Source organism: Paracoccus sp. IB05, from assembly GCF_016405985.1.
GTDB lineage: Bacteria > Pseudomonadota > Alphaproteobacteria > Rhodobacterales > Rhodobacteraceae > Pseudogemmobacter.
This window is the reverse complement of sequence record NZ_JAEFCF010000044.1, coordinates 20,833-45,282: the sequence shown is the minus strand read 5'-3', so window position 1 is coordinate 45,282 and position 24,450 is coordinate 20,833. Positions and strand designations below refer to the sequence as shown.

Below are 24,450 nucleotides of genomic sequence, written 5' to 3'. Positions count from 1 at the left end.
AGCATAGGGCAAAACGCCACCGTCGGCATCCTGTCCACATAATCGATGCCTCGAAACTGATCCTTGCCGACTTTAGGCCCTACCGCGTTCACAGTTCTGCGCGCCGCTGCCCGCGCCTTCCATCCCACTATCCGCAAGGATCCTGGCCTCAGGCTCGCCCGGCGGCGTTTCTACCGCCAGATGCTGGCCGCCCATGCGGCCGCCACGTCCTCGGTCATCTGACCGTTTCCCTCCGTAATCCCGACCAGGCCCGGCCTCGCGCCGGGCTTTCCATTTCTGACAAGGAGCCTGTCATGGCCGACTACTTCACCCATTTCTCTTGCCTGCTCGATGCGGGTTCGCCTGAGAATGCCGCCAAGGCGATGGCGCTGTTCCACCGCCTGCGCGCCGAAGAGGCGGATGCCGACGAGCTTGCGTTCAACGGCTTCGATCTTGTCCAGCAAGACGGGCCGAGCGGCTCGCAACTCTGGATCCATGATGATGATCAGGGCGACGTCGAGGGCGTCATCAACTTCGTGCTGCGCCTTGCCGAAGAGCTGAACCTCACCGGCCTCTGGGGGTTCGACTATGCCAATACCTGTTCTCGCCCCAGGGTCGAGGCTTTCGGTGGCGGGGCGCATGTCATCGACCTTGGCGCACGCAAGAGCATCGGCTGGATCAGCACGCATGAATGGCTGAACGCCGTTCTGAATGGCACGGACATCGACGCCGTGGAGGCGGTCGCAGGATGAACACCACGGTCCCGATCACCCCCGCTTCTCCCTCCTGGCATCTGCCCGTTATCGAATTTGGGCGCAGCGCCGACGGCCTGCTGGTCGCCCGTGTCGGCGACACCGCCTTCGCCATGGTGCCGACACGGCAGGGGCGGCATTTCCTGGCGACGGGCTGGCGACTTACTCGCCCGCTGGACACATGGAAGCGTGGGGACTTCTACGGCCATTCCGGCGATGTGGCGGATGAGGCCGCGTTTCGGGCGCTGGTCGCGGAGAGTGCCGAACACCAACGTGAGCGCGTGGCACTCGGGCGCCGTGAGATCGCCTCTCGGGCCAATACGCCGTGGGGTCCATCGCAGGGCGCGACGATCTATGGAGAAGGCGTCCTCTGCCATTCCACCGCCGGGCATGGCGGGATTCAGCTTGCGCCAGAGCAGAATGCCCGCGTGCATCCGCTGCTGCGTTCCTCCTCCGGGTTCTACGAGGAGGACGCTGAATGGGCGGCGGTCGCGCAGGCGCTGCCGGAACTGTTCACAGCCTATGAACGCCGCCTGGCTGATGAGACGCTGCGCAATCACTGGCCAGAGGCCTGGGAGGCCATACATGGTCGCGCCCTCCAGGCCGGCGAATCCCGGGAACGGGATCGCCAGACCTTCGAGCGCCAGCATGCACGGGACTGGATCGTGATCGCGGCGGTCAGTTCGGATCGCTTTCCCGGCTTTGTGGAAACGGTCGCGACACCGGGCGGGAAGCGCGGACCGGGCATCGAGCGCTATGGCTTCCTCATCCCTTCGGCCGAATATGAACCCGGTTTGTTCGGGTTCGTGGTCGATCCCGCGCGGCATCAAGGTCTGACTGATGGCGATGGTTGACCAGCCATGCCGACAACCTCGGCCGCGCGCGTCTGCTGCGCGGCAGGGAGGGAGAGCTGGGACGGGGTAAAGCGACGGGTCATGAGGTGGGAGAGAGGCTTCCGCTGCCCGTCGTGGAGACACCGCGATGACCTATTCTGGTTCAACTGAACGGTTTCGATCCGCCGGGCGGGTGCTGATCAGCCAGGCCCTTGCGCAGCTTCAATTGGCGCAGCGCTATCCTCTGACCGTAAGCTGTTCCGGCGAGGCGCGCTATCTCGATCCCGAGCTCGAGCAGTGGGCCTTCGAGCGCAGCGTCGATCTCGGCACCTGTGACAGCCTTGTGGATGCGATGATGCTGGTGTCAACGCGCCTTGGAAGCGGCGACGTTGCCTGTGGCGATGATCCGGCGCTCGGCTTCACGCCGCAGATGATCGCGGTGCTTGATGCGGAACATGGGTTGGTGCTCGCTGGCGAAGTCTCAAACCGGCACGTGACCTGGTGCCAGCCCGTCGCCAGCGATACTGAAGCGCGGGCGGTGGTTACCCTGGCCTGCCGCCAGCGGGCTGAAGCGCAGCATCTCACCGATTTGGGCAGACATGCCGAAGCCAGTGGTTTGCGCAGGCAGGCTGCCGCGACCGAAGGGCGCCTGGTCGATCCGTTCTGGCGCGATGCTGCACAGCTCGCGCTTCTGCAGCGGAGGGCTGCGTGATTCCTTAAATTATCGGGATCACGATCCATTGCTTCGATGAGCTGCTGGAGGTCGCCAAGGATAATGCCCCCAGCTTCGTGGGCGGATCTGCTGCTTCAAATGCTCGTAGCCCCGCCTCCATCAAGTGCTATCAGATCGATCAAAAGGCGGGAAGCGGACGTCCGTTGTGCCTAAGAGGAGCGGCAGCTAACCGCAGGAAGCAGACGCAGTCATACTGAAATCCCGATACGTTCGAAGAACGCTCGATTGCGCGACTTGGCGGACTCGAGAATGTCTTTGAAAGACGAAACCTCTATGAAAATCGAATAGGAAGAATCCCACGAATAGTAGGTGTTTGAGCCCGCCCTTCGGTGGAAGTTCCCGAGAGCCTTCATCACATCACGCAGCCTCGGCGTTACATCCGCGATGATGTGACACATGAACGGCGTAGTTTCTTCGATAGAGCGGATAGGGGTCCCGTCGTACTTGATCGCTTCACCGGCCTTTCGCATGTCTTCAACATACTTTCGGACTTGCGTTATGGGGTTTTTCTCCAACGTGTAGTTGTCAATTTTCGGGCGCTTGAACTCCACGATGGTGATGGGGGACGATTTGTCTTCATTTTCGAAGGCAAGGCCAAGGTCGAAAACAGAGACGTCCGGCCTATCCTTCGGGTGAGCAGGATCTGACACCTGTCTTTCCATGCGAGTGTCAGAATTGAAATACGAGTAGAACGCCAGCCGATCGTCTACGATCCACAAATTGTGGTCGTCATAGTCCAAATCCGAGGAAGTGGATTTCAAAGGGCAGATTATGTCGTGGAGAACGTCTTCATATTCGGATTCTTGGTCGGTATCAGGCTTAAATTTTAAACTTTCTTCGAACACGTCGAGAACCAGCTTACGCTTCATGACGTATTCGGCAAGCGATGACACGGACTCTTGCTTTAACTCTGCGACATACTCTTTCGCTTTCGCCTCCACATCAGGCAGGTTCTTCTCAATTGACCTTTTGAAAGCGTTCTTGCGGCGCTCATATTGCCGTAGTGACTGACGGGACATTTCGACGAAGATGTCCTCTTTCCGGTTTGTGCCGTAATGAAGGGTCTCCGCGATTTCGTCGTCAGTTCCTTGAATACTCAAGAAACGGGGGTGCTCGATGCGCAGCGCGGCGACAATTCCGGTCTGCTTCTCTCGTATCTCGGCGAGTTCGGGTGCGAGAAAATTCTTAACGCGCTCTTTCGCTTGATCGACGATGCTGTCAACTTCATCTTCCGACAGCGAGAAATCCGTTCTGGTATCATTTACGGCGTCATCGAGGGCAGAGCTTTCGATATATCCAAGGAACGCAAATCTATTGTCGATAGCCTTTAGGTGTTTGATCCCACGGTTTGATGGTGCGATCCTTTCTCTGGAATGGAAGGATGCCCTATGGGACAAATTCGTCATGGCAGCGCCACGACCACGCACGCCGTCAGAGCAGCAATACAGCGATCGCAAGCTTCGCTCGCGCAGTTGAGCCGTGAGCTGGGTATCAATCCCAAGACCGTTGCGAAGTGGCGCAAGCGCGCGACGGTCGAGGATATGAAGACCGGGCCGTCGGAGCCGCGTTCGACGATCCTGACGGAGGCCGAGGAGGCGGCCGTCGTTGCTTTTCGGCGCCATACACTGCTACCGCTGGACGACTGCCTTTATGCCCTGCAGCCGTCCATCCCGCACCTGACACGCTCAGCGCTGCATCGGTGCCTTCAGCGCCACGGCATCTCTCGACTGCCCGAAGTGGATGGCGACAAACCGAAACGGTCGACGTTCAAGCGCTATCCTATCGGCTTCTTTCACATCGATATTGCCGAGATGCAGACCGCCGAAGGGAAGCTCTATCTCTTTGTCGCGATTGACAGAACCAGCAAGTTTGCCTTCATTCGCCTCGTCCAAAAGGCAGGGAAGATGGCTGCAGCCCAGTTTCTGCGCGACCTGATCGCAGCTGCGCCATACCCGATCCACAAGGTGTTAACCGACAATGGAGTGCAGTTCGCAAATCGCAGCGTCGATACCAGCGCTTTCGAGCACATCTTCGGGCGCGTATGCCGTGAACACGACATTGATCACCGGCTGACCAAGGTGAAACACCCCTGGACCAATGGCTAGGTCGAACGGATGAACCGCACGATCAAGGAGGCCACCGTCAAACGCTTCCACTACGACAGCCATGATCAACTGCGGACGCATCTTAAGGACTTCATGTCCGCCTACAACTTCGCGCGCAGGCTCAAGACCCTGAACGGCCTCACGCCCTACGAATACATCTGCAAAATCTGGACATCAGAGCCAGATCGATTCATCGTAAATCCGATCCACCAGATGCCGGGACTAAACACCTAAGCGAAGCTTAAGAGGGCTGTGTCCCAGGGCGCAATATTTTCAAATAGTTGTGATTAATCATGTATTGTCGTTGGCAGGGTTTGCCGGTTTGATCACCTTGTGATGGCATTCCAGATACCCGACTGAGCAAAGCAGCCTGTGGCAAGGATCAGGAAGATCGTGGTCGACATCAGTGGCAGGAAGGCCCCGATGAAGCCGCGCGTGACCATGAGAACCCCGGCACGAGTAAGCTCGCCCGACCTGCGGTGACAGCGGTCGTGCCGGGGGACATGGTCATCTCAGATGTTCGGTCACCAGCGCGCGCACCCGGGCGAAGGCGACTTCGACCCCGGCGATGCAGCGAGCCAGTGTGGGAGCCTCCCACAAGGCGATCTCAGCCTGCCGTATACCCCCCGTCAATTACAAGCTTCTGGCCTGTAACAAAGGAAGATTCGTCCGACATCAGGAAGACTGCGGGCTTGGCAATTTCGACAGGAACGCCCATGCGACCACCAAACTTGCCCCGTGGAACGATATCGGCCTGTTCTACCGGGTCGTTGCAGAGCGGGTGCAGTGCCGCCAGTTGGGTGAAGTCGAAAGCATCTGTTGCCAGCGTCTTCTCTTTTGCCAACTCGCCCTTATCGGCATTGACCGCAGCCTGAAACAGGGGAGTCATGATATAGCCCGGGTTCACCGTATTAACGCGAATGCCATATTCCGCCAGTTGAAGAGCCAAGGCCTTGGACAGGCCGACGACGCCATGCTTGCCCATCGTGTATTGAATCAAGTTGAAGCGATCGATTAGCACATCGCCCGTGTCCGGGTTCACGACCTTGGGGCGACCGACGACACCGTGAATACTGGATACCAGCACGATGGAGCCTTTCGTCCCGTGCTTGATCATCAGACGCGAACCGTAGAGGGCGGTGTGGAAAACTCCGTCCTCATTAATGCTTTGAATGAACTTACGGGATTTCAGGACAGCTTCCGGATCCTTGTCGAAGTCCTCGGCCGTTGCCACCCCGGCATTGGCCATAACAGCATCGACGCGGCCATAGGTCTTTTCGGTGATATCGAACAGCTTTTCGACATCCTTCGGGTCTCTTACATCTGTATGGACATAAAGAGCCCGTCCGGTGCCATGTTGTTCGTTCAGGCTTTTCGCGAAGGCTTCGCCCAGTTCGTCGTTGATATCGGAGATGACGACTCCCGCAGCCCCTTCTGCCAGAGCTTCGCGAATGGTTGCCGATCCAATGGAATCATATCCCGGGATCGCAGAGACCGAGCCCGTCACCACGACAACTTTATCGTTTAGCTTACCCATGTAGACTTCTCCTTTGGTTGGGTTGGGGTGACGCAAATATTGCGTGCCACCACTGTTTGCATGCGCCTGAGTATATCTTTCTCACCTGATTGTGGATCGCCTGGATCGGTGGTCCCCCACACGTTCAGGGGGATGCGCTAGTCGAGTTTTCTGCTGAGCTGTGCGAAGATGAGATCCGAACGAGAGAGAGTTGCTTTCATTGCGCCGCAAATCATGATTGTGCTTTTTAGATAGAAACGGTGCATCGGTTCCAACTTAGGATTGGCTTTGCTTGGGGGAAACCGATTTCGCTTGGCTGTGTTGATCGTCGTCTTCCAGCATTTCGTACCACATTGCGTTCAGAACCGCGAAGCAGACTGCGAGCGGCAGACCGAGGATCCAGGCAAAATACCACATTTCTGTTCCCTTTCAGTAGGCGTGACCGCCACCTGTGATGTCGTCTTCCTCGACCTTGCCCCAGAGCAGTTTGTAGGCCCAGGCCGTGTAGGCGGCGATCAGAGGCAAGAAGATTACGGTGACAAAGAGCATGATGAAGAGCGTCAGATGGCTGGAGGATGCGTCCCAGACCGTCAGGCTGGCCCCGGGCTGCACTGTCGAGGGCAGGATGAACGGAAACATCGACAGCCCGACCGACGAGATGATCCCGAAGATCGAAAGCTTCGAGAACAACAGCGTTCCGATCTCGCGTCCCGAGCGCAGCCCCCACAACACCAGAAGCGCGCCGACGAAGCCAAGGGCGGGGGCCAGCAGCATCCAGGGATGGGTGGCGTAGTTCGCAAACCAGCCGCCTGCCGAGGTCTCGACGGTTTTTGCCAGCGGGTTGGACGGGCCGGACGGGTCGATCACGCTGGTGATGCGGTAACCATCGACAAAGAGCCAAAGGGCCAACCCGCCAAGTGCATAGAGCCCGATGGTGGCAAGGGCCGCGATCCGGGCGAAGGACCGCGCCCGTGCCGCAACCGGCCCCGAGGATTTCAGCACCAGCCAGTTCGCCCCGTGCATCGCCAGCATGGCGACCGACAACAGGCCGCACAGCAGCGCGAAGGGGTTCAGGAGGCCGAAGAAGCTGCCGTCATAGAAGATCCGCAGGTCGGAGCCGAGCCGGAACGGCACCCCTTGCAGCACATTGCCGACAGCGACACCGAAGATCAGCGCCGGGACGAAGCCACCTACGAACAGCGCCCAGTCCCAGTTCCTCCGCCAGCGTGCGCCTTCGCGTTTCGAGCGATACTTGAACCCGACCGGGCGCAGGATCAGCGCGGCGAGGATAGCAAACATCGCAAGGTAGAAGCCCGAGAAACTGACCGCATAAAGCGGCGGCCAGGCGGCAAAGATCGCCCCGCCGCCGAGGATCAGCCAGACCTGGTTGCCCTCCCAGACCGGGCCGATGGTGTTGATGACGATGCGCCGTTCCATATCGGTCTTGCCGGCGAAGGGCAAAAGCATCCCCACCCCAAGGTCGAAGCCGTCCATCACGGCAAAGCCGATCAGCAATACGCCGAGCAGCAGCCACCAGATGACGCGCAACGTGCCGTAGTCGATGAGTTCATGCAGGATCATGGCGTCACTCCGCTGCAACAAGGGGTTTGGGGGCAAGGGGCATTTCCGGGTCGTGATCGGGCTGCGGCCCCTTGCGGATCGCCTCCAGCATCAGCCGGACCTCGATCACGATCAGCACCGAATAGATCAGCGTGAAGCCGATGATCGTCAGCCAGAGGGTCGGCACGGTCAGTTCGGAAACAGCGGCGACCGTGGGCAGAACGCCCTCGACCGCCCAGGGTTGGCGCCCGAATTCGGCGGTGATCCAGCCGAGTTCGGCGGCGATCCATGGCAGCGCCAGCGAGGCCACCGCGATCTTCAGCGGCCAGCGGCTGACGCCCAGCTTGCGGCGCGCCGAAAGCACCACGAAAAAGCCCATCAACGCGACGTTGAAGAAGCCGATCGCGACCATGAGGCGGAAGGACCAGAACAGCGTCGGAACATGCGGCACCGTATCCCACGCTGCGGCCTTGATCTGCGCCTCAGTCGCCTCGCGCGGATCCTCGACATACTTCGTCAAAAGCAGCGCATAGCCGAGATCGTGGCCGTGTTCGTCGAAGGCCGTGACGGCCTCGGGAGGCACTGCCTCGCGCGAGGGCGCGGCCCGGTAATCCTGCAGCGCATCATAGGCAAGGATGCCGTTGCGGATCCGGGTTTCGGCATGGGCTTCCAACTCCTCGATGCCGGGGATTTCGGTCGTCAGCGAACGGGTCCCGATCAGTCCCATGACCCAGGGGATGTGGACCGCATAATGGGTCGTGCGCTCCTCCATGTCGGGAATGCCGAACAGGGTGAAGGAGGCCGGCGCCGGCTCGGTATTCCACATGCCCTCGATGGCGGCGAGTTTCATCTTCTGGTGTTCCGAGGCCAGATAGCCGCCCTCATCCCCCAGAACCACGACCGAGACCGAGGCCAGCAGGCCGAACGAGGCCGCGATGGTCATCGAGCGTTTGGCGATGGCGATGTGCCGACCCTTCAGCAGATACCAGGCCGAGACGCCCAGAACGAAGACCGAGGCGGTCAGATAGCCCGCCGAGACGGTATGGACAAAGCGGGCCTGGGCGACCGGGTTGAAGAGCACCTCGAAGAAATCGGTCACTTCCATCCGCATGGTGTCGGGGTTGAATGTCGCGCCCACCGGATGCTGCATCCAGCCATTGGCGATCAGGATCCACAAGGCAGAGAAGTTCGAGCCGATCGCCACGGCATAGGTGGCGAAGAGATGCCCGACCTTCGACATCTTGTCCCAGCCGAAAAAGAACAGCCCGACGAAGGTGGCCTCAAGGAAGAAGGCCATCAGCCCTTCGATGGCGAGCGGCGCGCCGAAGATATCGCCGACATAATGGCTGTAATAGCTCCAGTTCATGCCGAACTGGAATTCCATCACGATGCCGGTGGCGACGCCCAGCACGAAATTGATCCCGAACAATGTGCCCCAGAATTTGGTCATCTGGCGCCAGATCGGGCGGCCCGTCATCACATAGACTGTCTCCATCGCCGCCAGCAGCACGGAAAGGCCAAGAGTGAGGGGCACGAAGAGAAAATGGTAAAGCGCGGTCAAAGCGAACTGAAGCCGCGACAGGGTTACAACGTCGAATTCCATCTTGCTGCCTTTGCGTCTGCGGGTGGATGGAGCTGTTTTGCCCATGATGGGCGGTTCAGTCAGGGCGCAGGTCGTTCAATGCGGCCTCAAATCCCGGGCTGCCCCGGATATGGCTGGCCTTGATCCCGCCATCCCCCAGGATCAGCAGGCGGTCGGCATCTTCCGCTTCGCGTCGGATATGGGTGGCGGTGATCGTGGCGCGATTGCCTGCGGCATGGCGCAGCCGGGCCAGAACATCGCGGGCGGTCTCTCCGTCCAGCCCCTCGGTCGGCTCGTCCAGAAGCCAGAGCGGCACATCGCGCAGCATCAGCCGGGCAAGGGCCAGCCGCCGCGCCTGTCCCCCCGACAGACCCTGGCCGCCATCGCCGAGTTCTGTGTCGAGGCCACTAGGGAGCGCATGGATGATGCTTTCCAGCCCGGCCTGCGCCAGAACGGCCATCATCTGCGCGTCGCTTGCCATGGGGGCGCCGAGGCGAAGATTTTCGCGCAGGCCGTCACGGAACAGTTCGGTGCGCTGTGTCAGCCGCGCAGTGGCGGTGACGCGGACGCTTCCCGCCGTGGGCGGCAGATCACCGGCAAGGCACTGGATCACGCTGGTCTTGCCGACACCGCTTGGCCCGATCAGCGCGATATGCTCGCCCTCCCGGACCGAAAGCGACAGATCCCGCAGGATCGGCGCAAGGGCCGCATCGTGGCGCAGCGTGACGTGATGCAATTCCGCTGCGAGACCGGGGGCGGGTTCGGCGCTGACAGGAAAGGCGGCGCAGAGTAGCGCAGGCCCGGTGCGTCTTGCGGCAAGACGGGCGCGCGCAAAATCCAGCGCGCCGCGCCGCAGGGCGGCAAAAGGCTCGGTTGCGGCCATGGTGATGAGGAGGGCAAGCGCGACACCCGGTGCGCCGATATGCTCCCCGGCGGCGATTGCTGCCGCCGCCACCAGCACCAGCGCAGGCAACACCGCCGCAAGCAGGCCATGGGCCAGACCTGCCCGAGCCTCGATCCGGTTGAGGCGGTGGTCGTCGGCGGCAAGCCTTGCGTCCACCTCTGCCAGCGCGGCCCTTTGCGCAGGGATCCGTCCCGCCATCAGCAGGTCGGTCTGGCCGCTGGCAAGGTCGATGACGCGCGCGCGCAAGGTCTCGATCCGGGCGGCGCGGCGCAGGGTTGCGGGGGTGGCGCTGCGCGCAGTGATCCCCGCGACGAAAGTTCCGGTCAGCATCAGCACCGCAAAGACCGCGACCCCCAGAGCCGGGCTGATGAAGGCCAGCGCGATCCCCGCAGCCAGCGTCGCCACGAGGGTGGTGCCAAGCGGCACCAGCACGCGCAGATAAACAGTATCGAGCGCATCGACATCGGCGGTCAGCCGAAACAGCAGGCGGGCCGGGCGCATCGCCAGTGCCCTTGCCGCGCCCGGCGCCGACCAGCCGCGAAAGAGCCGCCCGCGCAACGCGGCCAGCAGGCCGAGCGTTGCATCATGGGTCACCAGCCTTTCGCCATAGCGCGCCGCCGTGCGGCCAAGCGCAAAGAGCCGGATCGCTGCCGAGGGCATGAAGACATCGAAGGCCCTGGCCGTGGCGGGCACCAGCCCCGCAAGCGCGGTCGCGGTGATGAACCAGCCCGACAGGCCCAGAAGCGCCATGCCCATCAGCCCGGTCAGGGCGGCCAGCGCGGCACCTCCCAGCAGTTTCCGGCCGGTACTCGCGCAGAACAGGCCAAGGAAGGGCCGGAAATCATTCAGGACGCGCTTCATGCCGCTGCCCTCCCTGCCAGAGGGGCCAGACGGATGCTGCGATCCAATCGCGCGGCGAGGCGCGGGTCATGGGTTGCGACAATCAGAGTACGCCCCCGCGCAAGCCGTAGCAGGGCGTCGGTGATCTTGCCCGCGGTGACGGGATCAAGGTGGGCGGTGGGTTCATCCGCAAGGATCAGCTCCGCCTGCGGCGTGACGGCGATCCTTGCCAGGGCCAGCCGCAGGGCTTCGCCACCCGAAAGACCGGCGCCACCTTCGCCGATCGGGGCGCTTCCGCGCGCGCGCGCCACATGGTCCAGCCGCAGCGCGGCCAATGCGCGGGCGATGGTATCATCATCAATGCCGCTGCGGCCCAGGGTGACATTGGCGGCAAGCGATCCGGCGAAGATATGCGGGTTCTGCCCGATCCATGCCATCCGCGCGCGCAGGGGCAGGACGGTCTCGGGGCGCAGCTCCTGCCCGAAAACCTCGATCCGGCCGGCTTTCGGCATCGCCAGCCCCGCGATCAACGACAGGATCGTGGTCTTGCCAGCCCCGCTGGGCCCGAGAAGGGCGACATGTTCGCCGTGGTTGACGGTAAAGCCCAGCCCCTCCGGGAAAAGGAGGTCGGGTCCGGTGTGGTCAAAGGTCAGGCCCCTGACAACAACCGCCGGGCCGATCGCAAGCCTGTCTGCGGGAAGCGGAGCGGAGACTTGGCCGGCCTCGGGCAGCCGGTGGCCTTCCTGCGCCAGCCGCAACAGGTTTTCATGCGCCGCCTGGCCCGCCGCCCTGTCATGCCAGATGGCCGACAATTCGCGCATCGGCTCGAAAAACGCAGGCGCCAGCAGCAGGATGAACATGCCCTGCGCCAGCCCGAGCTTGCCGCCCCAGGCGCCGAAATCCAGGTCCCCCAGCAGGTGAAAGCCGACATAGACCGCGACCATGGCGACACCGAGTGCGGCGAAAAGCTCGAGCACCGCCGAGGTCATGAAGGCGATGCGCAGCACTGCCATGGTGCGGACCCGCAGGGATTGCGCTTCCTCCCCGACGCGTTCCGCCACCCGATCAACCGCGCCCAGCCCCCGGATCGTGGCCAGCCCGCGCAACCGGTCCAGCAGAAAGGCGTTCATCGCGCCGACCTCGACCAGTTGCGCCTTGCTGGCCGCCTGCGCGCGCCAGCCGATCAGCGCCATGAAGACCGGGATCACGGGCAATGCGATCAGAAGGACCAGCGCTGCCGCCCAGGAGAGCGGCAGGATTGTCAGGAAAATCGCCAAAGGGATGACGACCGCCTTGACGCGTGTCGGCCCGAACCGCGCGAGCCATGGCGTGATGCTTTCGGCCTGTTCGGCGATCATGCTGGCGGCCTCGCCCGAAGCTGTGCGCGTGGCATCCAGAGGGGAGCGCGACGCCAGAGCCAGAACGGCTGCATTGCGCAGGGCCGTCACCGTCTCGCGCGCCCTGAGAAAGCTTGCACGCTCACTGGCGGAGGTGATCAGCGCCCGCAAGATACCGAGAAATGCCGCAAGGGCGGCGAATCCCGCGATCTCCACCAGTGCCGCGCCCTTCGCCACCGCCGCAATCGCAACGGCAAGCAAGGCAGCCTGAGGTAGCCATGCCAGCGCGGCCATCGTCGGCAAAAGGTCCGCTATATCGGGCCGGTCTGCCTTCTGTGCCATATGGTCATTTCGGGTCTGACGGGGCATCTCGTTTCTCTGGCAAGGCGCAGTTTGGCACCATGCACTTTTGAAAGTATATTAGTGGATGCGGGCTGATCATTTCAGGGATCAAGGCGACAAGGTATCGTTCTGACCCGCCACGGCGACGTGGCAGGGTGACGCGCGGCATGTTGTCGGCCCGAATCGCGCGGCGGCAGGAATTGCAATCAGGACTGGTAATCTGGCGCTGGAGTGAATTTGCTTACAGATCTTCCGGGTCCGGTTCGAAATTCCTCCCCGAGTATTCCAGGCCGCGCGCAACGGCATTCTATAGCTGCGGAGTGATCAACTCCGCAGCTATTCAAAACGGCGGCGGGTCTTGGCGGTGTTGCTTTACAGGGATGATCTACCCCCAATTCGCGCCGGTCAGCACGTCGAGCGGCAGCTTGATATATCGCCTGCCATTGGACTCCGGTTCGGGCAATCGGCCACCGTTCATGTTCACCTGCAAAGCATGCAGGATCAGCTTCGGCATCGGCAGGGTTGCATCGCGCGCATCGCGAACGGCTACGAATTCTGCCTCGGTCCGGTATTTCGCCATATGGATATTCTCGGCCTTCTGTTCGGCCACGGTCGACTCCCACTGTGGTTCCCGCCCGCCGGGTTGATAGTCATGACCAGTGAAGATGCGGGTCTTGTCAGGCAAGGCGAGGATCGCCTGAATCGAGTCCCACAGGACCTTCGAATTTCCACCGGGAAAATCGGCCCGTGCCGTGCCGCTGTCAGGCTGGAATAGCGTATCGTGGACAAATGCAGCGTCACCGATCACATAGGTGATCGAGGCCAGCGTATGCCCGGGCGAAAACATGATACGCGCAGGAATCGTCCCGACCATGAACGTATCGCCATCGGCAAAGAGCCTGTCCCACTGGCGACCGTCCTCGGGGAAATCCGGCCAGTTGTAGAAGCCTTTCCATAGCTTCTGCACCTCGACCACCTTCTCGCCGATGGCGGTGGGCGCGCCGGTCTTTTCCTTCAGGTATTGCGCGGCAGAAAAATGATCGGCATGGGGGTGGGTGTCGAGGATCCATTGCACGCGATAGCCTTTGTCAGAGACGAAGCGCAGGATCTCGTCGGCGTGTTGCGTTCCGGTCTGGCCGGATTTCTCGTCGTAGTCATAGACCGGGTCGATGATCGCGCAGTCCTTCGTTGCCGGGTCGGCCACGACATATTGCACCGACCAGGTGCGCGGATCGAAGAAACCGGTCACTTCGGGTTTGCTGGACATCTGAGGTTCCTTTCGTGGAAGAGTTTGGCCCTTTGCCTGGGCATCATGCACGAGCCAGTTCAGCGCTGCGCTTGCGTCGCATCCCCTGACCTGCGCGAACTCGGCCAGGTCTTCGGAGCTCATCCGACCGACCAGCACCTCGCCGATGGCCCAAAGGGTGAAGGACCGCGCGCCGGAGCGGCAATGCGCGAGTACCGGTCCCGAAGCGGCGTCGAGCATGGAGCGAAACGTCTCCACCACCTCGCCATTGATGGTGGAGCCGGTCACCGGCAGCCAGAGATAACCCATGCCGACGGCCGCCGCCGCCTGACGCATGGTTTCATGATCGGGCTGGTCGGCTTCCTCTCCATCGGGGCGGTTGTTGAGAATGGCGACAAACCCCATCGCGGCAAGCTGGGGCATATCCGCAGCCCGGATCTGGCCGGTGATGAAGAAGCTGTCTGTGATACGGATCGGTGTCATGAAGGCGGACTTTCGCAGCGCAGATCAGGTAGGGAAGGGGCATGATACCCCTGCCTTGATGTTCAGAGAGTGCGGGTCGAGAAATACCAGTCGACCGTATTGTAACCCTCGGCGGCGCGCGCTTCGGCCTCTTCCGGGGTTTTCGGGGGCGGCACGATGACCGGCTGGCCGGGTACCCAGGCTTCGGGCATGGCGCAGGCATTGGTGTCGGCCGTCTGCAGGGCGACGACGAGGCGATGGATTTCCGCCACAGACCGGCCCGCATTCATCGGATAGTAGAGCATCGCACGCAGCACGCCCTCAGGGTCGATCACGAATGTGGCCCGCACCGCAGCCGTGTCCGAAGCGCCTGGCATGATCATGCCATAGTCATGGGCGACCTTCATGCTGAGATCGGCAATGATCGGAAAGCCGATCTCGGTGCCGAAATTCTGCTTGATGTTGCGCGTCCAGGCGATGTGCGAGTGGGTGCTGTCGATCGACAGGCCGATCAGTTGCGTGTCGATCGCGGCGAACTGTTCCTGCAATTTTGCGAAGCCGATGAATTCGGTGGTGCAGACCGGGGTGAAATCCGCCGGGTGCGAGAACAGCACCAGCCATTTCCCGCGGAAATCGGCCAGCTTCTTGCGGCCATGGGTGGTGGGCGCGTCGAAATCGGGGGCCGGTTCATTCAGCCGCGGCAGGGCGGGGGCGTCGGTCATCTGGAAACCTCTGGGTTCGTGTTTGCGATGACCAAGAGGTAGTAGGTTTACACATATATATGAAATTGATTATATGACTAAGCGTAATCGGGATTTTCAATAACATGCCCAGCCTTCGCCAGCTTCGCTTTCTGACCGCGCTTGCCGATACGCTGAACTTCTCGCGCGCGGCCGAGGTCTGCAACGTGACGCAGCCGACGCTTTCGACCGGGTTGAAGGAACTTGAGGGGCGCCTTGGTGTTGTGCTGGCCGAGCGCACACGGCAATCGGTCATGCTGACCCCAGCGGGCGAAGATATTGCCGCGCGTGCCCGCCGGATACTGGCAGAGGTCAAGGATATCGAGGCTGCGGCGCGCCAGCACAGCGGCGCCTTTCAGGGGGAGGTCCGTCTGGGGGCGATCCCGACGCTGGGGCCATTCCTGCTGCCCCGCGCCTTGCCCGCGATCCGCCGCCGCTGGCCTGATCTGCGGATATTCCTGCGTGAGGAACTGACCGACAGCCTTGCCGCCGGGCTGGCCGAGGGACGGCTTGACCTGATTCTGGTCGCGCTTCCCCATGATCTGGGCGATGCGGTGGTTGAGCCGTTGTTTCAGGATGGATACCAACTGGCTGTCAGCGAGAAACATGCGCTGGCGGCCAAGGGTCAGGCAGAGCCTGAAGATCTGTCCCGCACGCCGCTGTTGTTGCTTGAGCGGGGCCATTGTTTGCAGCGCCACGCGCTCTCGGCTTTTCCGGGGATCGCGCTCCACGCCGATGAAACATTTGCCGCGACCAGCCTGCCGACCCTTGTTGCGATGGTCGAGGAGGGGCTGGGCATCACGCTTTTGCCTCAGCTGGCGGTGGATGCCGGGGCGACGCGGGGGCATGGTGTCGCACTCTTGCCGCTGCCCGGCGCATGTCCGCGCCAGGTGGTGCTGGCCTGGCGTCCTGGATCGCCGCATACAGCGGTCTTCCGGCAGATGGCGGCTCTGCTTCGCAATGTGCGCGAGGAAACGGCCGCGGCCTGAAATTCCTGCTGTCGCGGGTGCTGCGGCACGGGTGTCTTTGGCAACACCGTGCCGCAGCATGGTTAAGCGAAGAGCTATTCCTGCGTCCAGGCGATACCGGGATCCACCTTATAGCTCCATGGAAGCCCGGAGTTGCGCCAGCCGTCCACGGCCCGCACACCTTTCGACGCGCCCTCCTTGAGCGTGCCGCCTTCAAAGCCATCGGTAACGGACCAGACTTTGGTATAGCCCATTGCATTGATCACATCTGCCGCAGGTGCGCTGCGTGACGAACCCGAGCGGCACATCACGATGATGGTATCCTCTGGTGTCACGCCAAGGGCATCGAGACGGGCCTTTACGCTGGCCTCGAACCCTTCGTTGCGCTTCATCGGCCAGACGCCTTTTTCGGCATTGAATGCGGAACGATCGAGCACCATCCAGGGCACATGGATGTCCAGTCCTTCGGCGGCGCCGGTGAACATCAGCTCGGACGGATCGCGGACATCGATCAGGATGGCGCGAGGATCGGCCTCCATCATGGCATGGGCCTCTGTCGCATTTGCGTAAAGGCCGAGTTTCGTTTCGCTGTAGGAATCGCTCTCCTGGGCCTGGGCGACGAAGGGAAACATGATGGCGAGACCAAGGGCGGGCAGGACCTGTTTCATATTCATGGTTCCGGATCAGAAGCTCATGACCGTCGTGTCGTCGTCGATCAGCTCCTTCGCCATGGCGTCGGGTGCTGCAGCGGTCACGCCGTCGATGAGGACTTCCGGGCCGGCACCCATGCCCGGCAGATAGATCGCGCAAACCTGCACCTGCACGCCGTTTTCCGCGATCATCGTCTTCAGAAGGCCTTGCGGGCTTGCGCCTTTCGGGGGCTGGCCTGCTGTCGCGGTTTCCGGAGCTGCTTTCAGCGCAATATCGCCGGCTGGGCCGCAAAGCAGGATTTTCGCCTCGGCCCCCTGCGCCACGGCGTTCATGGTCAGAACCATCGCCATAAGCTGGGTCTGGGCCTCGGGCGCCGTCAGGATCGTCACCAGTTTGTGCGGTTCGTCAGCCTGGACCGCGCCTGCGCTGGTCAGAGCCAGAGCGGCGGCAAGGAGGGTCGTTTTCATGGATTCGGTCCTTTTCTCGTTGGTGACAATGGAGGTTTGCGATGGCCGACTGGGCTATCCAGTGTGTTTACCCGGCCTTCGCAGTTGGGCCTGTCGCGGCCAGGCTCTTCCAGGCGTCGTATTGCGACAGGAAGACTTCGCCGTTCAGATCGCGCAGAAAATGTGTGGTCTTGAGCCGGTCCATGACCGGGCCTTTCACTTCCGACAGATGCAGGCGGACCTTCTGCGCGGCCAGTTCCGTGGCCAGCGCCTCAAGGGATTCCAGCGCGGAAAAGTCGATCACATTCACCGCCGAACACATCAGCACCACCTCGCGAATGGCGGGGTCGGCTGCCAGGCGATCCAGCACCAGGGTCTCGATGGCGCGGGCATTGGCGAAATAAAGGCTCTCATCCACCCGCAGCATCAGCACGCCCGGCAGGGTTTCGACCTTGTGGCGCAGCACATTGCGGAAATGCTGGCTGCCGGGCACTAGGCCGACCTCGGCCACATGCGGGCGGGCAGTGTTCAGGACGTGCAGCAGCAGGGACAGCGCGACGCCGGTCGAGATCCCGGCCTCGACTCCGAACAGAAGCGTGGAAAGGACTGTCACCACAACGCTTGCGAAATCGCGCCGCGAATAGGCCCAGGTGCGGCGCAGGATCGCCGGATCCACAAGGCTCAGGACGGCGACGATGATCGTGGCCGCGAGCGTGGCCTGGGGCAGGAAATAGAGTAGCGGCGTCAGGGTCAGCGCGGCCAGTGCCAGCCCGATGGCAGTGAAAGCGCCGGCGGCAGGGGTGGCGGCACCCGCGTCATAATTCACGACTGATCGCGCAAAGCCCCCCGTCACCGGAAAACCGCCGGAAAAAGCCGCTCCGATATTAGCGGCGCCAAGGCCGATCAGTTCCTGATCCGGGCCGATGCGCTGGCGCTTTTTTGCGGCAAGGGTCTGCGCGACCGAAACGCTTTCGACAAAGCCGATGATCGAGATCAGTGCAGCGGGCAGGGCGAGCGTTCCGATCAGCCCGGGGGACAGGTCGGGCAGGGTGAGGGGCGGCAATCCTTGGGGAATCGTGCCGACAATGGCGACGCCCTGCTCATGCAGTCCGAATGCCCAGACGGTGACCGTGGTCACGACAATCGCAAAGACCGGACCGGCGCGGGTCAGCAGCGTGGCCAACCCGTCGCCTGCGCCAAGCCGCTTCAGCGCGGGCTTCATCCCCTTGCGCACCCAGACCAGAAAGACGGTCGAGGCCAGGCCGATCACCAGCGTTTGCCAGTTTGCCTCGGCCAGATGCTGCCAGAGCCGATGCAGGATTTCGGGGAGTGCGTCGCCACCACCCGCGATGCCGAAGATATGCCGCGCCTGTCCGGCGGCGATCAGCAGGCCCGAGGCGATGATGAAACCCGCAATCACCGGATGTGACAGGAAATTCGCCAGAAAGCCGAAGCGCAGCAGGCCAAGCACGATCAACATGAGCCCCGACAGCAGCGCCAGCGTCAGTGCGGCCACCGCATAGCCCGCCGTGCCGCTTTCCGCCACCTGACCGACCGCCGAGGCGGTCATCAGCGATACCACCGCAACCGGCCCCACCGCCAGCGCCCGGCTGGTGCCGAAGATCGCATAAAGCATGATCGGCAGGACCGAGGCATAGATCCCCGCCTCCGGCGGCAGGCCCGCCAGCATCGCATAGGCCAGCGATTGCGGCACCAGCATGATGGTGACGATCACCGCCGCCGTCAGATCGGAAGACAGATCCGATTTCGAATAGCGCCGTCCCCAGTCGAGGATGGGCAGATGGCGGGTCAGGGACAGGCGCATGGGGGCCGCTTTCGGCAATGGCAGGTCGCGCGCGTTTTCAGGCGCGGGCGAGGCGATGAGACAAGATCAGGGGGCTATTGCGGCGGTACACAGCATCGAGGATCGGGCACCGGACCGGCAGTAGGCCAGAACGGGCCCCGATGCTGTTCGCATAGCCTCGGCCATGGCGGGGGCCTGACGCGCGAAATCGGAGGGCCCGGCGACGGGCAGATACAGGGTCGCCAGCCCGGCCGTCTGAGCTGCTTCTGCGATCTCGGCAAAGCCGGGCTGGCCGCGTTCTTCCTCGTCTGGACGGTTGCATACAAGGAGGCCGTAGCCCGCCTGGACGATCTCGGGGATATCCGACAGTTCGACCTGTCCGCAGATCCCGAGCCGGGGCGAGAGTTTCTGGATATCCATACTATCTCGCCCTTTACAATGCGCCGAGCGGCACCTTGAGGAACCGCTTGCCGCTCTCGTCCTCGGGCGGCAGTTCGCCTGCCTTCATATTGACCTGAAGCGAGGGAATGATCAGCGTCGGCATCTTCAGCGTGGCATCGCGTGCCTCGCGCATGGCGATGAAGTCCTCGCGCCTGCGGCCCTGGCCGACATGGATATTGTGGTCCTGCTGTTCGCACACAGTGGTTTCCCAGGCGATGTCACGGCCGTTCGGGCCATAGTCGTGGCACATGAAGAGCCGGGTCTCGCGCGGCAGAGCGAGCACCTTCTGGATGCTGTCATAAAGCACCCCGGCATCGCCGCCCGGGAAATCGGCACGGGCCGAGCCGCCGTCGGGCATGAAGAGCGTGTCGCCGACAAAGGCCGCATCGCCCATCACATGGGTCATGCAGGCGGGGGTATGGCCCGGGGTGTGGATGGCGCAAGCCATCATTCCGCCGATCTGATAGGTATCGCCGTCATTGAACAGCCGGTCGAACTGGCTGCCGTCGCGCTGGAATTCTGTGCCTTCGTTGAAGACCTTGCCGAAGGTTTCCTGCACCACGGTGATCTGGCTGCCGATGCCGATCTTGCCGCCAAGCGCCGCCTGGATATAGGGCGCACCCGACAGGTGGTCGGCATGGACATGGGTCTCGATCAGCCATTCGACCTTCAGCCCCTGTTCGCGGACAAAGGCGATGATGGCATCGGCGGATTCGTAGCTGATGCGACCGGCGGCATAGTCGATATCCATCACGGAATCGACCACCGCGCAGGCGTCAGATCCGGGATCCTTCACCACATAGGAAATGGTGTTGGTGGCCGGATCGAAGAAGGGCATGACTTCGGGTTTCACGGTGAGGTCGGCTTTGCAGGACATGCTATCCTCCGAATATCAGATGGCCGGATCGGGCGGCCCGATCAGGCAGATTGGGGCGAGCGGGCAGCGAGAGCTTTCAGACCGCGAGCGATGAAGAGGCCTAGGATCATTGACGCAACGAAGGCCAGCGCCTCGGGGCGGAGTGTGCCAAGCGCGGGCAGAGCGCCGCCGGGACAGAAGCCCGCAATCCCCCAGCCGATGCCGAAAAGGCCGGAGCCGGAAACCAGTTTCACGTCGATCAGCTTCGTGTCGGGAAGCTGGAATTTCGGCTCGAACCGGGGTGCCTTGCGGACAAGCACCAGCCGGTATCCCGGTATGGCGACCGCAAGGGCGCCTCCCATGACAAAGGCGAGGCTCGGGTCCCAGTTCCCCGCGATGTCGAAGAAGTTCAGCACCTTGGCCGGGTTGATCATGCCGGAGGTGGCAATGCCGATACCGAATATCAGACCGATGAGCAGTGCGGAAAGCAGGCGCATCTCAACCTCCGATCAGGTGGCGGGTGACATAGACGGTGAGGAATGCGGTTGCCATGAAGCTGAGCGTCGCGGTGATAGAGCGGCGCGAAAACCGGGCATTGCCGCAGACGCCATGGCCCGAGGTGCAGCCGCCGCCATAGCTGACGCCGATCCCCACCAGAAGCCCGCCGCCGATGATCGCGGTCATCGATACCGGCACCTCCAGCGCGGGCCAGTTGCCGGTGCCAAGCAGCACCAACCCCGGTGCCAGCACCATGCCCGCAAGCAGCGCCGCCCGCAGCGACCAGTCGCGCATATCGCCGCCGCGTATCAAGCCGGACAGGATGCCGGTCGCACCGAAGATGCGGCCGTGAAAGGCCATCAGCAGAACGGCGGCCAGCCCGATCAGCATGCCGCCCGCGAAAGAGGTCAGAGGGCTGAAGTTGGTCATTTCTTTTTCAGCGGGCAGGTGGACAGGCCGAACAGCCTGTAGGCCGGGCAGGTGGCAAAGGCTGCGGTCAGGATCAATACGGCCGCCACGGCCCAAAGCACGGGGCCGAGCACCGGCCAGCCGCCCCCGTAGAGCCATGCGATCACGGCTGCGACACTTCCGGCCACCAAGCGCAGGATGCGGTCGGGTTGGCCAAGATTCTTGATCATCGGGACACCTCGGGACTGTGTTTCGTGGCATGCGGATGCCACGACCGCGACTTCCCGTCGGTGACTTGGTTACAGTTCCGGCTCCCGCGTCAGTTTTTCGAGCGCGTGCCGGTCGATCAGCCGAACCTCGCCCCGGGCCTGTTCGATCCATCCCCGGCGCTGAAACTCGGACAGCGTCCGGCTGATCACCTCGCGCGCCGAGCCGAGTTCAGCGGCGAGTTGCTGATGCGTGGCATGGACGGTGTCACCTTCGGCCAGCGCCAGCAGCCGCGTGGCAAGCCGCAGGTCGATGCGCTGAAAGGCGATATCGTCGATCAGCGACAACAGATCCGTCACCCGCCTCGACCAGGCCCGCATGACGAAGCCGCGGAAGTCGGGCGACAGCGCCATCATCTCGTCGAAGGTGGACCGGGGGATGCCGATGGCCTCGATATCGGTTTCCGCCACGCCTTCGGTTGCCAGATCGTCATAGGCCAGCATGCAGGCCGAGGTCAGCACACAACTTTCCCCCGCGCCAACCCGGTAGAGAACGACCTCGCGCCCGGTGTCGGAAACCTGGGTGACCCTGAGCTTCCCCGAGACCAGCAGGAGCAGATACTCTGCGGGCTGCCCCGGCCCGAACAGGCGCGATCCGACCGGGAACTGCAGCTTACGGCTGTTGCGCAGAAGGGATTTGCGCATCGGAGCAGGAAGCTGATCCATTTCTTTGAAATATGCGGTCCAGTCGTCCATCTGCTCTCCTGCGTTGAAAAGGATTCTAGCAGGAACGGCTGAATATGGGCAGGCCCGATCAGGGTGTGCCCGGTGATGGTCTGTCGCTTTGGCGACATATCATGGCAGATTGGCAGTCTTGCCCGCAGCGGGTTCCTGTTCCAATTCGAAAAAGAACGGTGCCCGGTCGGCGCGATTTTGCCCGGCCCCGGCCCCAGCTCTGTCCCGGATTAAAGGAGAGACCCATGCAATCCGCTGATTTCGTCGCAACCTTGTTCGATGGCCGCGCCAACCCGGCCAAGGTCACCGTAGCATTCACCATGTCGCTGAACGCGCTGCAAAAGGGGCACAGTGCGATGGTGCTCTTGATGGTCGAAGCGGTCGAACTCGGCCAGCCCGATGCGACTGCGGGGATCGACGTGGGCAAGCCCTTCGAGCCGGTCCCGGATCTGCTGGCGAAATTCATCGCGGGCGGTGGCCGGATCGGCATCTGCAAATCCTGCATGATCCATAACGGGTTCAGCACTGAGCAGATGGTGCCCGGCTACGAGATCGTCACCGCGCCCGAGGTGATCGACCTGATGATGGCTGCCAAAGGCTCGCTGCAGATCACCTGAACGCATTTCCCCCGACAAGGAACAGATCCCATGAGTAATGCTCCGCAACGCAATGTCGTGAAGGCCCGTGAAAGCGGCTTTGGCCCCTTTGGGCAATATATCAATGTGGGCCACCACATTCTTGGCGCGGATGAGCCGGGAACCTATGGCGGGCAGGACACCGGCCCCGATCCGTTCGAACTGGTGATGGCCGGCCTTGCCGCCTGCACCACGATGACGATCCGCATGGTCGCGGGTCGCAAGAAAATCACGCTCGACGATGTGTCGGTCGAGGTGCGCCACCTGCGCGCGCCGGTGATGAGCATGGGCGCCGATCCGGCTCCGACCGGCGAAAAGCCCCATGCCTTCGAGCGGGTCGTCACCCTGATCGGCGATTTGACCCCCGAGGACCGCGCGCTTCTGGTCGCGATGGCTGACAAATGCCCGGTCCACAAATTGCTGGAAGGCGAGGCCGAGATCATCACGCGCGAGGCTGCGTGAGGGGAGGGCGGGCGGGGGGCACCCTCCGCCCGCCCTTGTTTTGCAGGGAGGAGAGACTTCACGATGACGGAATTTCGAAGCACGCGGCGTGGCCTGTTGGGGCTGGGCGCGGTTGGGGCGCTGGCGCTTGGCCTTGGTGGCGAGGCGCAGGCGGCGAAGCTGGCGACCAAGGCGCGGATCGTGATCATCGGCGCGGGGGCGGGTGGTGCGACGCTTGCCAATCGTCTGGTCCAGCGGCTGGACGGTGCGGCAATCACTCTGGTCGATCCACGCAAGGAACATTTCTATCAGCCGGGGCTGTCTCTGGTTGCGGCGGGGCTGAAACCGGCGGATTATGTCGTCAGCCAGACCACCGACTGGCTGCCGCAAGGCGTGACGCTGATTACTGAGAAGGCCGCCGCCATCGACCCGCTGGCAAAGACCGTCTCTACCGAAAGCGGCAAGCGGCTGGACTATGATTTTCTGGTGGTCGCGCCCGGCCTCGTGCTGGACCATGATGCCATCGAGGGCTTTGCGCTGGATATGGTCGGGCAGAACGGCATCGGCGCGCTTTATGCCGGGCCGGAGCACGCCGCGAAGACATGGCAGGCCGCGCAGAAGTTCACCGAGGAGGGCGGCATTGGTCTCTTCACCCGCCCCGCGACCGAGATGAAATGCGCCGGCGCGCCGCTGAAACATACGTTCCTGATCGACGACATCGCCAGCCGTGGGGGTGCCAAGGGCAAATACGAGACCCATTACGCTTGCCCACAGCAGGTGCTGTTCTCGGTGCCGATCGTCTCGGAAAAAGTGCGGATGCTGTTCGGCGAGCGCAAGATCACCCCGCATTACGGCCAGACCCTGACCACCATCGACGCCGGGGCGAAACGGGCAACATTCGCCACAATGACCACCGATCCGGCGACGGGCGCCGTGGTGAAATCCACCACCGAGATGCCCTATGACTATCTGCACGTTATCCCGCCGCAGCGCGCGCCCGAGATGATCCGGCAATCGGGCTTGTCCTGGGCGGATAAATGGTCCGACCAGGGCTGGGTCGAATGCGACATGAAGACCCTGCGCCACCTGCGCTATCCCGAGATCTTCGCGCTCGGCGATGTGGCGGGGGTGCCGAAGGGCAAGACGGCGGCGAGCGTGAAATGGCAGGTGCCGGTGGTCGAGGATCACCTGATCGCCGCCATCCAGGGTCGCGAAGGCACGACGGTCTATGACGGCTATACCTCTTGTCCGATGATCACCCGTGTCGGCAAGGCGATGCTGGTGGAATTCGACTATCACAACAACCTTGTGCCCTCCTTCCCCGGTCTCATCGCACCCTTGGAGGAGTTGTGGATCAGCTGGCTGATGAAGGAGGTGGCGTTGAAGGCCACCTATAACGCAATGCTGCGCGGCAGGGCCTGAGGAGGAGG

26 protein-coding genes and 1 pseudogene are annotated in these 24,450 nt (G+C 62.5%); 8 read left to right on the top strand and 19 right to left on the bottom strand.

Annotated features, from left to right (window positions below):
* Window positions 1-293: 293 nt before the first annotated feature.
* The 3 genes from JC607_RS21520 to JC607_RS21510 all read left to right on the top strand — a co-directional run bounded on the left by JC607_RS21520 (window position 294) and on the right by JC607_RS21510 (window position 2,276).
* Window positions 294-731, top strand: coding sequence for a hypothetical protein (locus tag JC607_RS21520; RefSeq protein ID WP_112313472.1), 438 nt, complete (start codon window positions 294-296; stop codon window positions 729-731).
* A complete protein-coding gene (locus tag JC607_RS21515) occupies window positions 728-1,585 on the top strand; it encodes a hypothetical protein (RefSeq protein ID WP_198838867.1) in 858 nt (285 codons plus the stop codon). The genes JC607_RS21520 and JC607_RS21515 overlap by 4 nt, the downstream gene beginning before the upstream one ends.
* 127 nt (window positions 1,586-1,712) lie before the next feature.
* A complete protein-coding gene (locus JC607_RS21510) occupies window positions 1,713-2,276 on the top strand; it encodes a hypothetical protein (RefSeq protein ID WP_157971292.1) in 564 nt (187 codons plus the stop codon).
* Window positions 2,277-2,485: 209 nt separating this feature from the next.
* Here the strand turns inward: JC607_RS21510 and JC607_RS21505 are convergent, their stop codons facing one another.
* Window positions 2,486-3,703: a hypothetical protein gene (locus JC607_RS21505; RefSeq protein ID WP_198838866.1), complete on the bottom strand. Its 1,218-nt coding sequence runs from the start codon at window positions 3,701-3,703 to the stop codon at window positions 2,486-2,488.
* Here JC607_RS21505 and JC607_RS21500 point away from each other — a divergent pair.
* A pseudogene (locus tag JC607_RS21500) lies at window positions 3,686-4,636 on the top strand (IS481 family transposase). The gene JC607_RS21505 and the pseudogene JC607_RS21500 sit on opposite strands and share 18 nt — an antisense overlap.
* A 92-nt stretch (window positions 4,637-4,728) precedes the next feature.
* On the opposite strand, the gene JC607_RS21495 reads toward JC607_RS21500, so the two are convergent.
* From JC607_RS21495 to JC607_RS21455, 9 genes are all read right to left on the bottom strand, one after another.
* On the bottom strand, window positions 4,729-4,845 hold the full coding sequence (locus JC607_RS21495) for a DUF454 family protein (RefSeq protein ID WP_198838865.1): 117 nt from the start codon (window positions 4,843-4,845) through the stop codon (window positions 4,729-4,731).
* 164 nt (window positions 4,846-5,009) lie between these two features.
* Window positions 5,010-5,939: an SDR family NAD(P)-dependent oxidoreductase gene (locus tag JC607_RS21490; RefSeq protein ID WP_198838864.1), complete on the bottom strand. Its 930-nt coding sequence runs from the start codon at window positions 5,937-5,939 to the stop codon at window positions 5,010-5,012.
* Between the two features lie 255 nt (window positions 5,940-6,194).
* Window positions 6,195-6,335: a cytochrome bd-I oxidase subunit CydX gene (cydX, locus tag JC607_RS21485; protein WP_198838863.1), complete on the bottom strand. Its 141-nt coding sequence runs from the start codon at window positions 6,333-6,335 to the stop codon at window positions 6,195-6,197.
* A gap of 12 nt (window positions 6,336-6,347) precedes the next feature.
* Window positions 6,348-7,499 carry a cytochrome d ubiquinol oxidase subunit II gene (cydB, locus tag JC607_RS21480; RefSeq protein ID WP_198838862.1) on the bottom strand — a complete coding sequence of 384 codons (1,152 nt, stop codon included), beginning with the start codon at window positions 7,497-7,499 and terminating at the stop codon, window positions 6,348-6,350.
* A 4-nt stretch (window positions 7,500-7,503) separates the two neighbouring features.
* Complete coding sequence (locus JC607_RS21475; RefSeq protein WP_198838861.1) at window positions 7,504-9,081, bottom strand: cytochrome ubiquinol oxidase subunit I; 1,578 nt, start codon at window positions 9,079-9,081, stop codon at window positions 7,504-7,506.
* A 55-nt stretch (window positions 9,082-9,136) separates the two neighbouring features.
* Window positions 9,137-10,825, bottom strand: coding sequence for an amino acid ABC transporter ATP-binding/permease protein (locus tag JC607_RS21470; RefSeq protein ID WP_198838860.1), 1,689 nt, complete (start codon window positions 10,823-10,825; stop codon window positions 9,137-9,139).
* Entirely contained in the window at window positions 10,822-12,483 is a 1,662-nt protein-coding gene (cydD, locus tag JC607_RS21465; protein WP_233093072.1) for a thiol reductant ABC exporter subunit CydD, read from the bottom strand. The genes JC607_RS21470 and cydD overlap by 4 nt, the downstream gene beginning before the upstream one ends.
* A gap of 385 nt (window positions 12,484-12,868) precedes the next feature.
* Window positions 12,869-14,212 (bottom strand): bifunctional sulfur transferase/dioxygenase Blh, encoded by a 1,344-nt coding sequence (gene blh, locus JC607_RS21460; RefSeq protein ID WP_198838858.1) that lies wholly within the window; start codon window positions 14,210-14,212, stop codon window positions 12,869-12,871.
* 62 nt (window positions 14,213-14,274) lie between these two features.
* Complete coding sequence (locus JC607_RS21455) at window positions 14,275-14,913, bottom strand: peroxiredoxin (RefSeq protein WP_066816245.1); 639 nt, start codon at window positions 14,911-14,913, stop codon at window positions 14,275-14,277.
* 104 nt (window positions 14,914-15,017) lie between these two features.
* Between JC607_RS21455 and JC607_RS21450 the strand changes: the two genes are divergently transcribed.
* A complete protein-coding gene (locus JC607_RS21450; RefSeq protein ID WP_198838857.1) occupies window positions 15,018-15,920 on the top strand; it encodes a LysR substrate-binding domain-containing protein in 903 nt (300 codons plus the stop codon).
* A gap of 74 nt (window positions 15,921-15,994) precedes the next feature.
* On the opposite strand, the gene JC607_RS21445 is transcribed toward JC607_RS21450, so the two are convergent.
* The 9 genes from JC607_RS21445 to JC607_RS21405 all read right to left on the bottom strand — a co-directional run bounded on the left by JC607_RS21445 (window position 15,995) and on the right by JC607_RS21405 (window position 21,965).
* Complete coding sequence (locus JC607_RS21445; protein ID WP_198838856.1) at window positions 15,995-16,567, bottom strand: rhodanese-like domain-containing protein; 573 nt, start codon at window positions 16,565-16,567, stop codon at window positions 15,995-15,997.
* Between the two features lie 15 nt (window positions 16,568-16,582).
* Window positions 16,583-17,017 (bottom strand): hypothetical protein, encoded by a 435-nt coding sequence (locus JC607_RS21440; protein WP_198838855.1) that lies wholly within the window; start codon window positions 17,015-17,017, stop codon window positions 16,583-16,585.
* 67 nt (window positions 17,018-17,084) lie between these two features.
* Window positions 17,085-18,821: a SulP family inorganic anion transporter gene (locus JC607_RS21435; protein WP_198838854.1), complete on the bottom strand. Its 1,737-nt coding sequence runs from the start codon at window positions 18,819-18,821 to the stop codon at window positions 17,085-17,087.
* A 66-nt stretch (window positions 18,822-18,887) separates the two neighbouring features.
* Window positions 18,888-19,220, bottom strand: coding sequence for a TIGR01244 family sulfur transferase (locus JC607_RS21430; RefSeq protein WP_198838853.1), 333 nt, complete (start codon window positions 19,218-19,220; stop codon window positions 18,888-18,890).
* 13 nt (window positions 19,221-19,233) lie between these two features.
* A complete protein-coding gene (locus JC607_RS21425; protein WP_198838852.1) occupies window positions 19,234-20,118 on the bottom strand; it encodes an MBL fold metallo-hydrolase in 885 nt (294 codons plus the stop codon).
* Window positions 20,119-20,159: 41 nt separating this feature from the next.
* Window positions 20,160-20,594 (bottom strand): DUF6691 family protein, encoded by a 435-nt coding sequence (locus JC607_RS21420; protein ID WP_198838851.1) that lies wholly within the window; start codon window positions 20,592-20,594, stop codon window positions 20,160-20,162.
* A gap of 1 nt (window position 20,595) precedes the next feature.
* Window positions 20,596-21,024 (bottom strand): YeeE/YedE family protein, encoded by a 429-nt coding sequence (locus JC607_RS21415; protein ID WP_198838850.1) that lies wholly within the window; start codon window positions 21,022-21,024, stop codon window positions 20,596-20,598.
* Window positions 21,021-21,233, bottom strand: coding sequence for a DUF2892 domain-containing protein (locus JC607_RS21410; protein ID WP_198838849.1), 213 nt, complete (start codon window positions 21,231-21,233; stop codon window positions 21,021-21,023). Before JC607_RS21410 ends, JC607_RS21415 begins: the two co-directional genes overlap by 4 nt.
* A gap of 69 nt (window positions 21,234-21,302) precedes the next feature.
* The gene (locus JC607_RS21405; protein ID WP_198838848.1) at window positions 21,303-21,965 is read right to left on the bottom strand and encodes a Crp/Fnr family transcriptional regulator; all 663 of its coding nucleotides are present in this window, start codon (window positions 21,963-21,965) and stop codon (window positions 21,303-21,305) included.
* 224 nt (window positions 21,966-22,189) lie between these two features.
* Between JC607_RS21405 and JC607_RS21400 the strand changes: the two genes are divergently transcribed.
* The 3 genes from JC607_RS21400 (at window position 22,190) to JC607_RS21390 (ending at window position 24,442) form a co-directional block, all read left to right on the top strand.
* Window positions 22,190-22,561: a DsrE family protein gene (locus JC607_RS21400; protein ID WP_198838847.1), complete on the top strand. Its 372-nt coding sequence runs from the start codon at window positions 22,190-22,192 to the stop codon at window positions 22,559-22,561.
* A 30-nt stretch (window positions 22,562-22,591) separates the two neighbouring features.
* Window positions 22,592-23,041, top strand: coding sequence for an OsmC family protein (locus JC607_RS21395; RefSeq protein WP_198838846.1), 450 nt, complete (start codon window positions 22,592-22,594; stop codon window positions 23,039-23,041).
* A 63-nt stretch (window positions 23,042-23,104) separates the two neighbouring features.
* Window positions 23,105-24,442 (top strand): NAD(P)/FAD-dependent oxidoreductase, encoded by a 1,338-nt coding sequence (locus tag JC607_RS21390; RefSeq protein ID WP_198838845.1) that lies wholly within the window; start codon window positions 23,105-23,107, stop codon window positions 24,440-24,442.
* Window positions 24,443-24,450 lie beyond the last annotated feature (8 nt).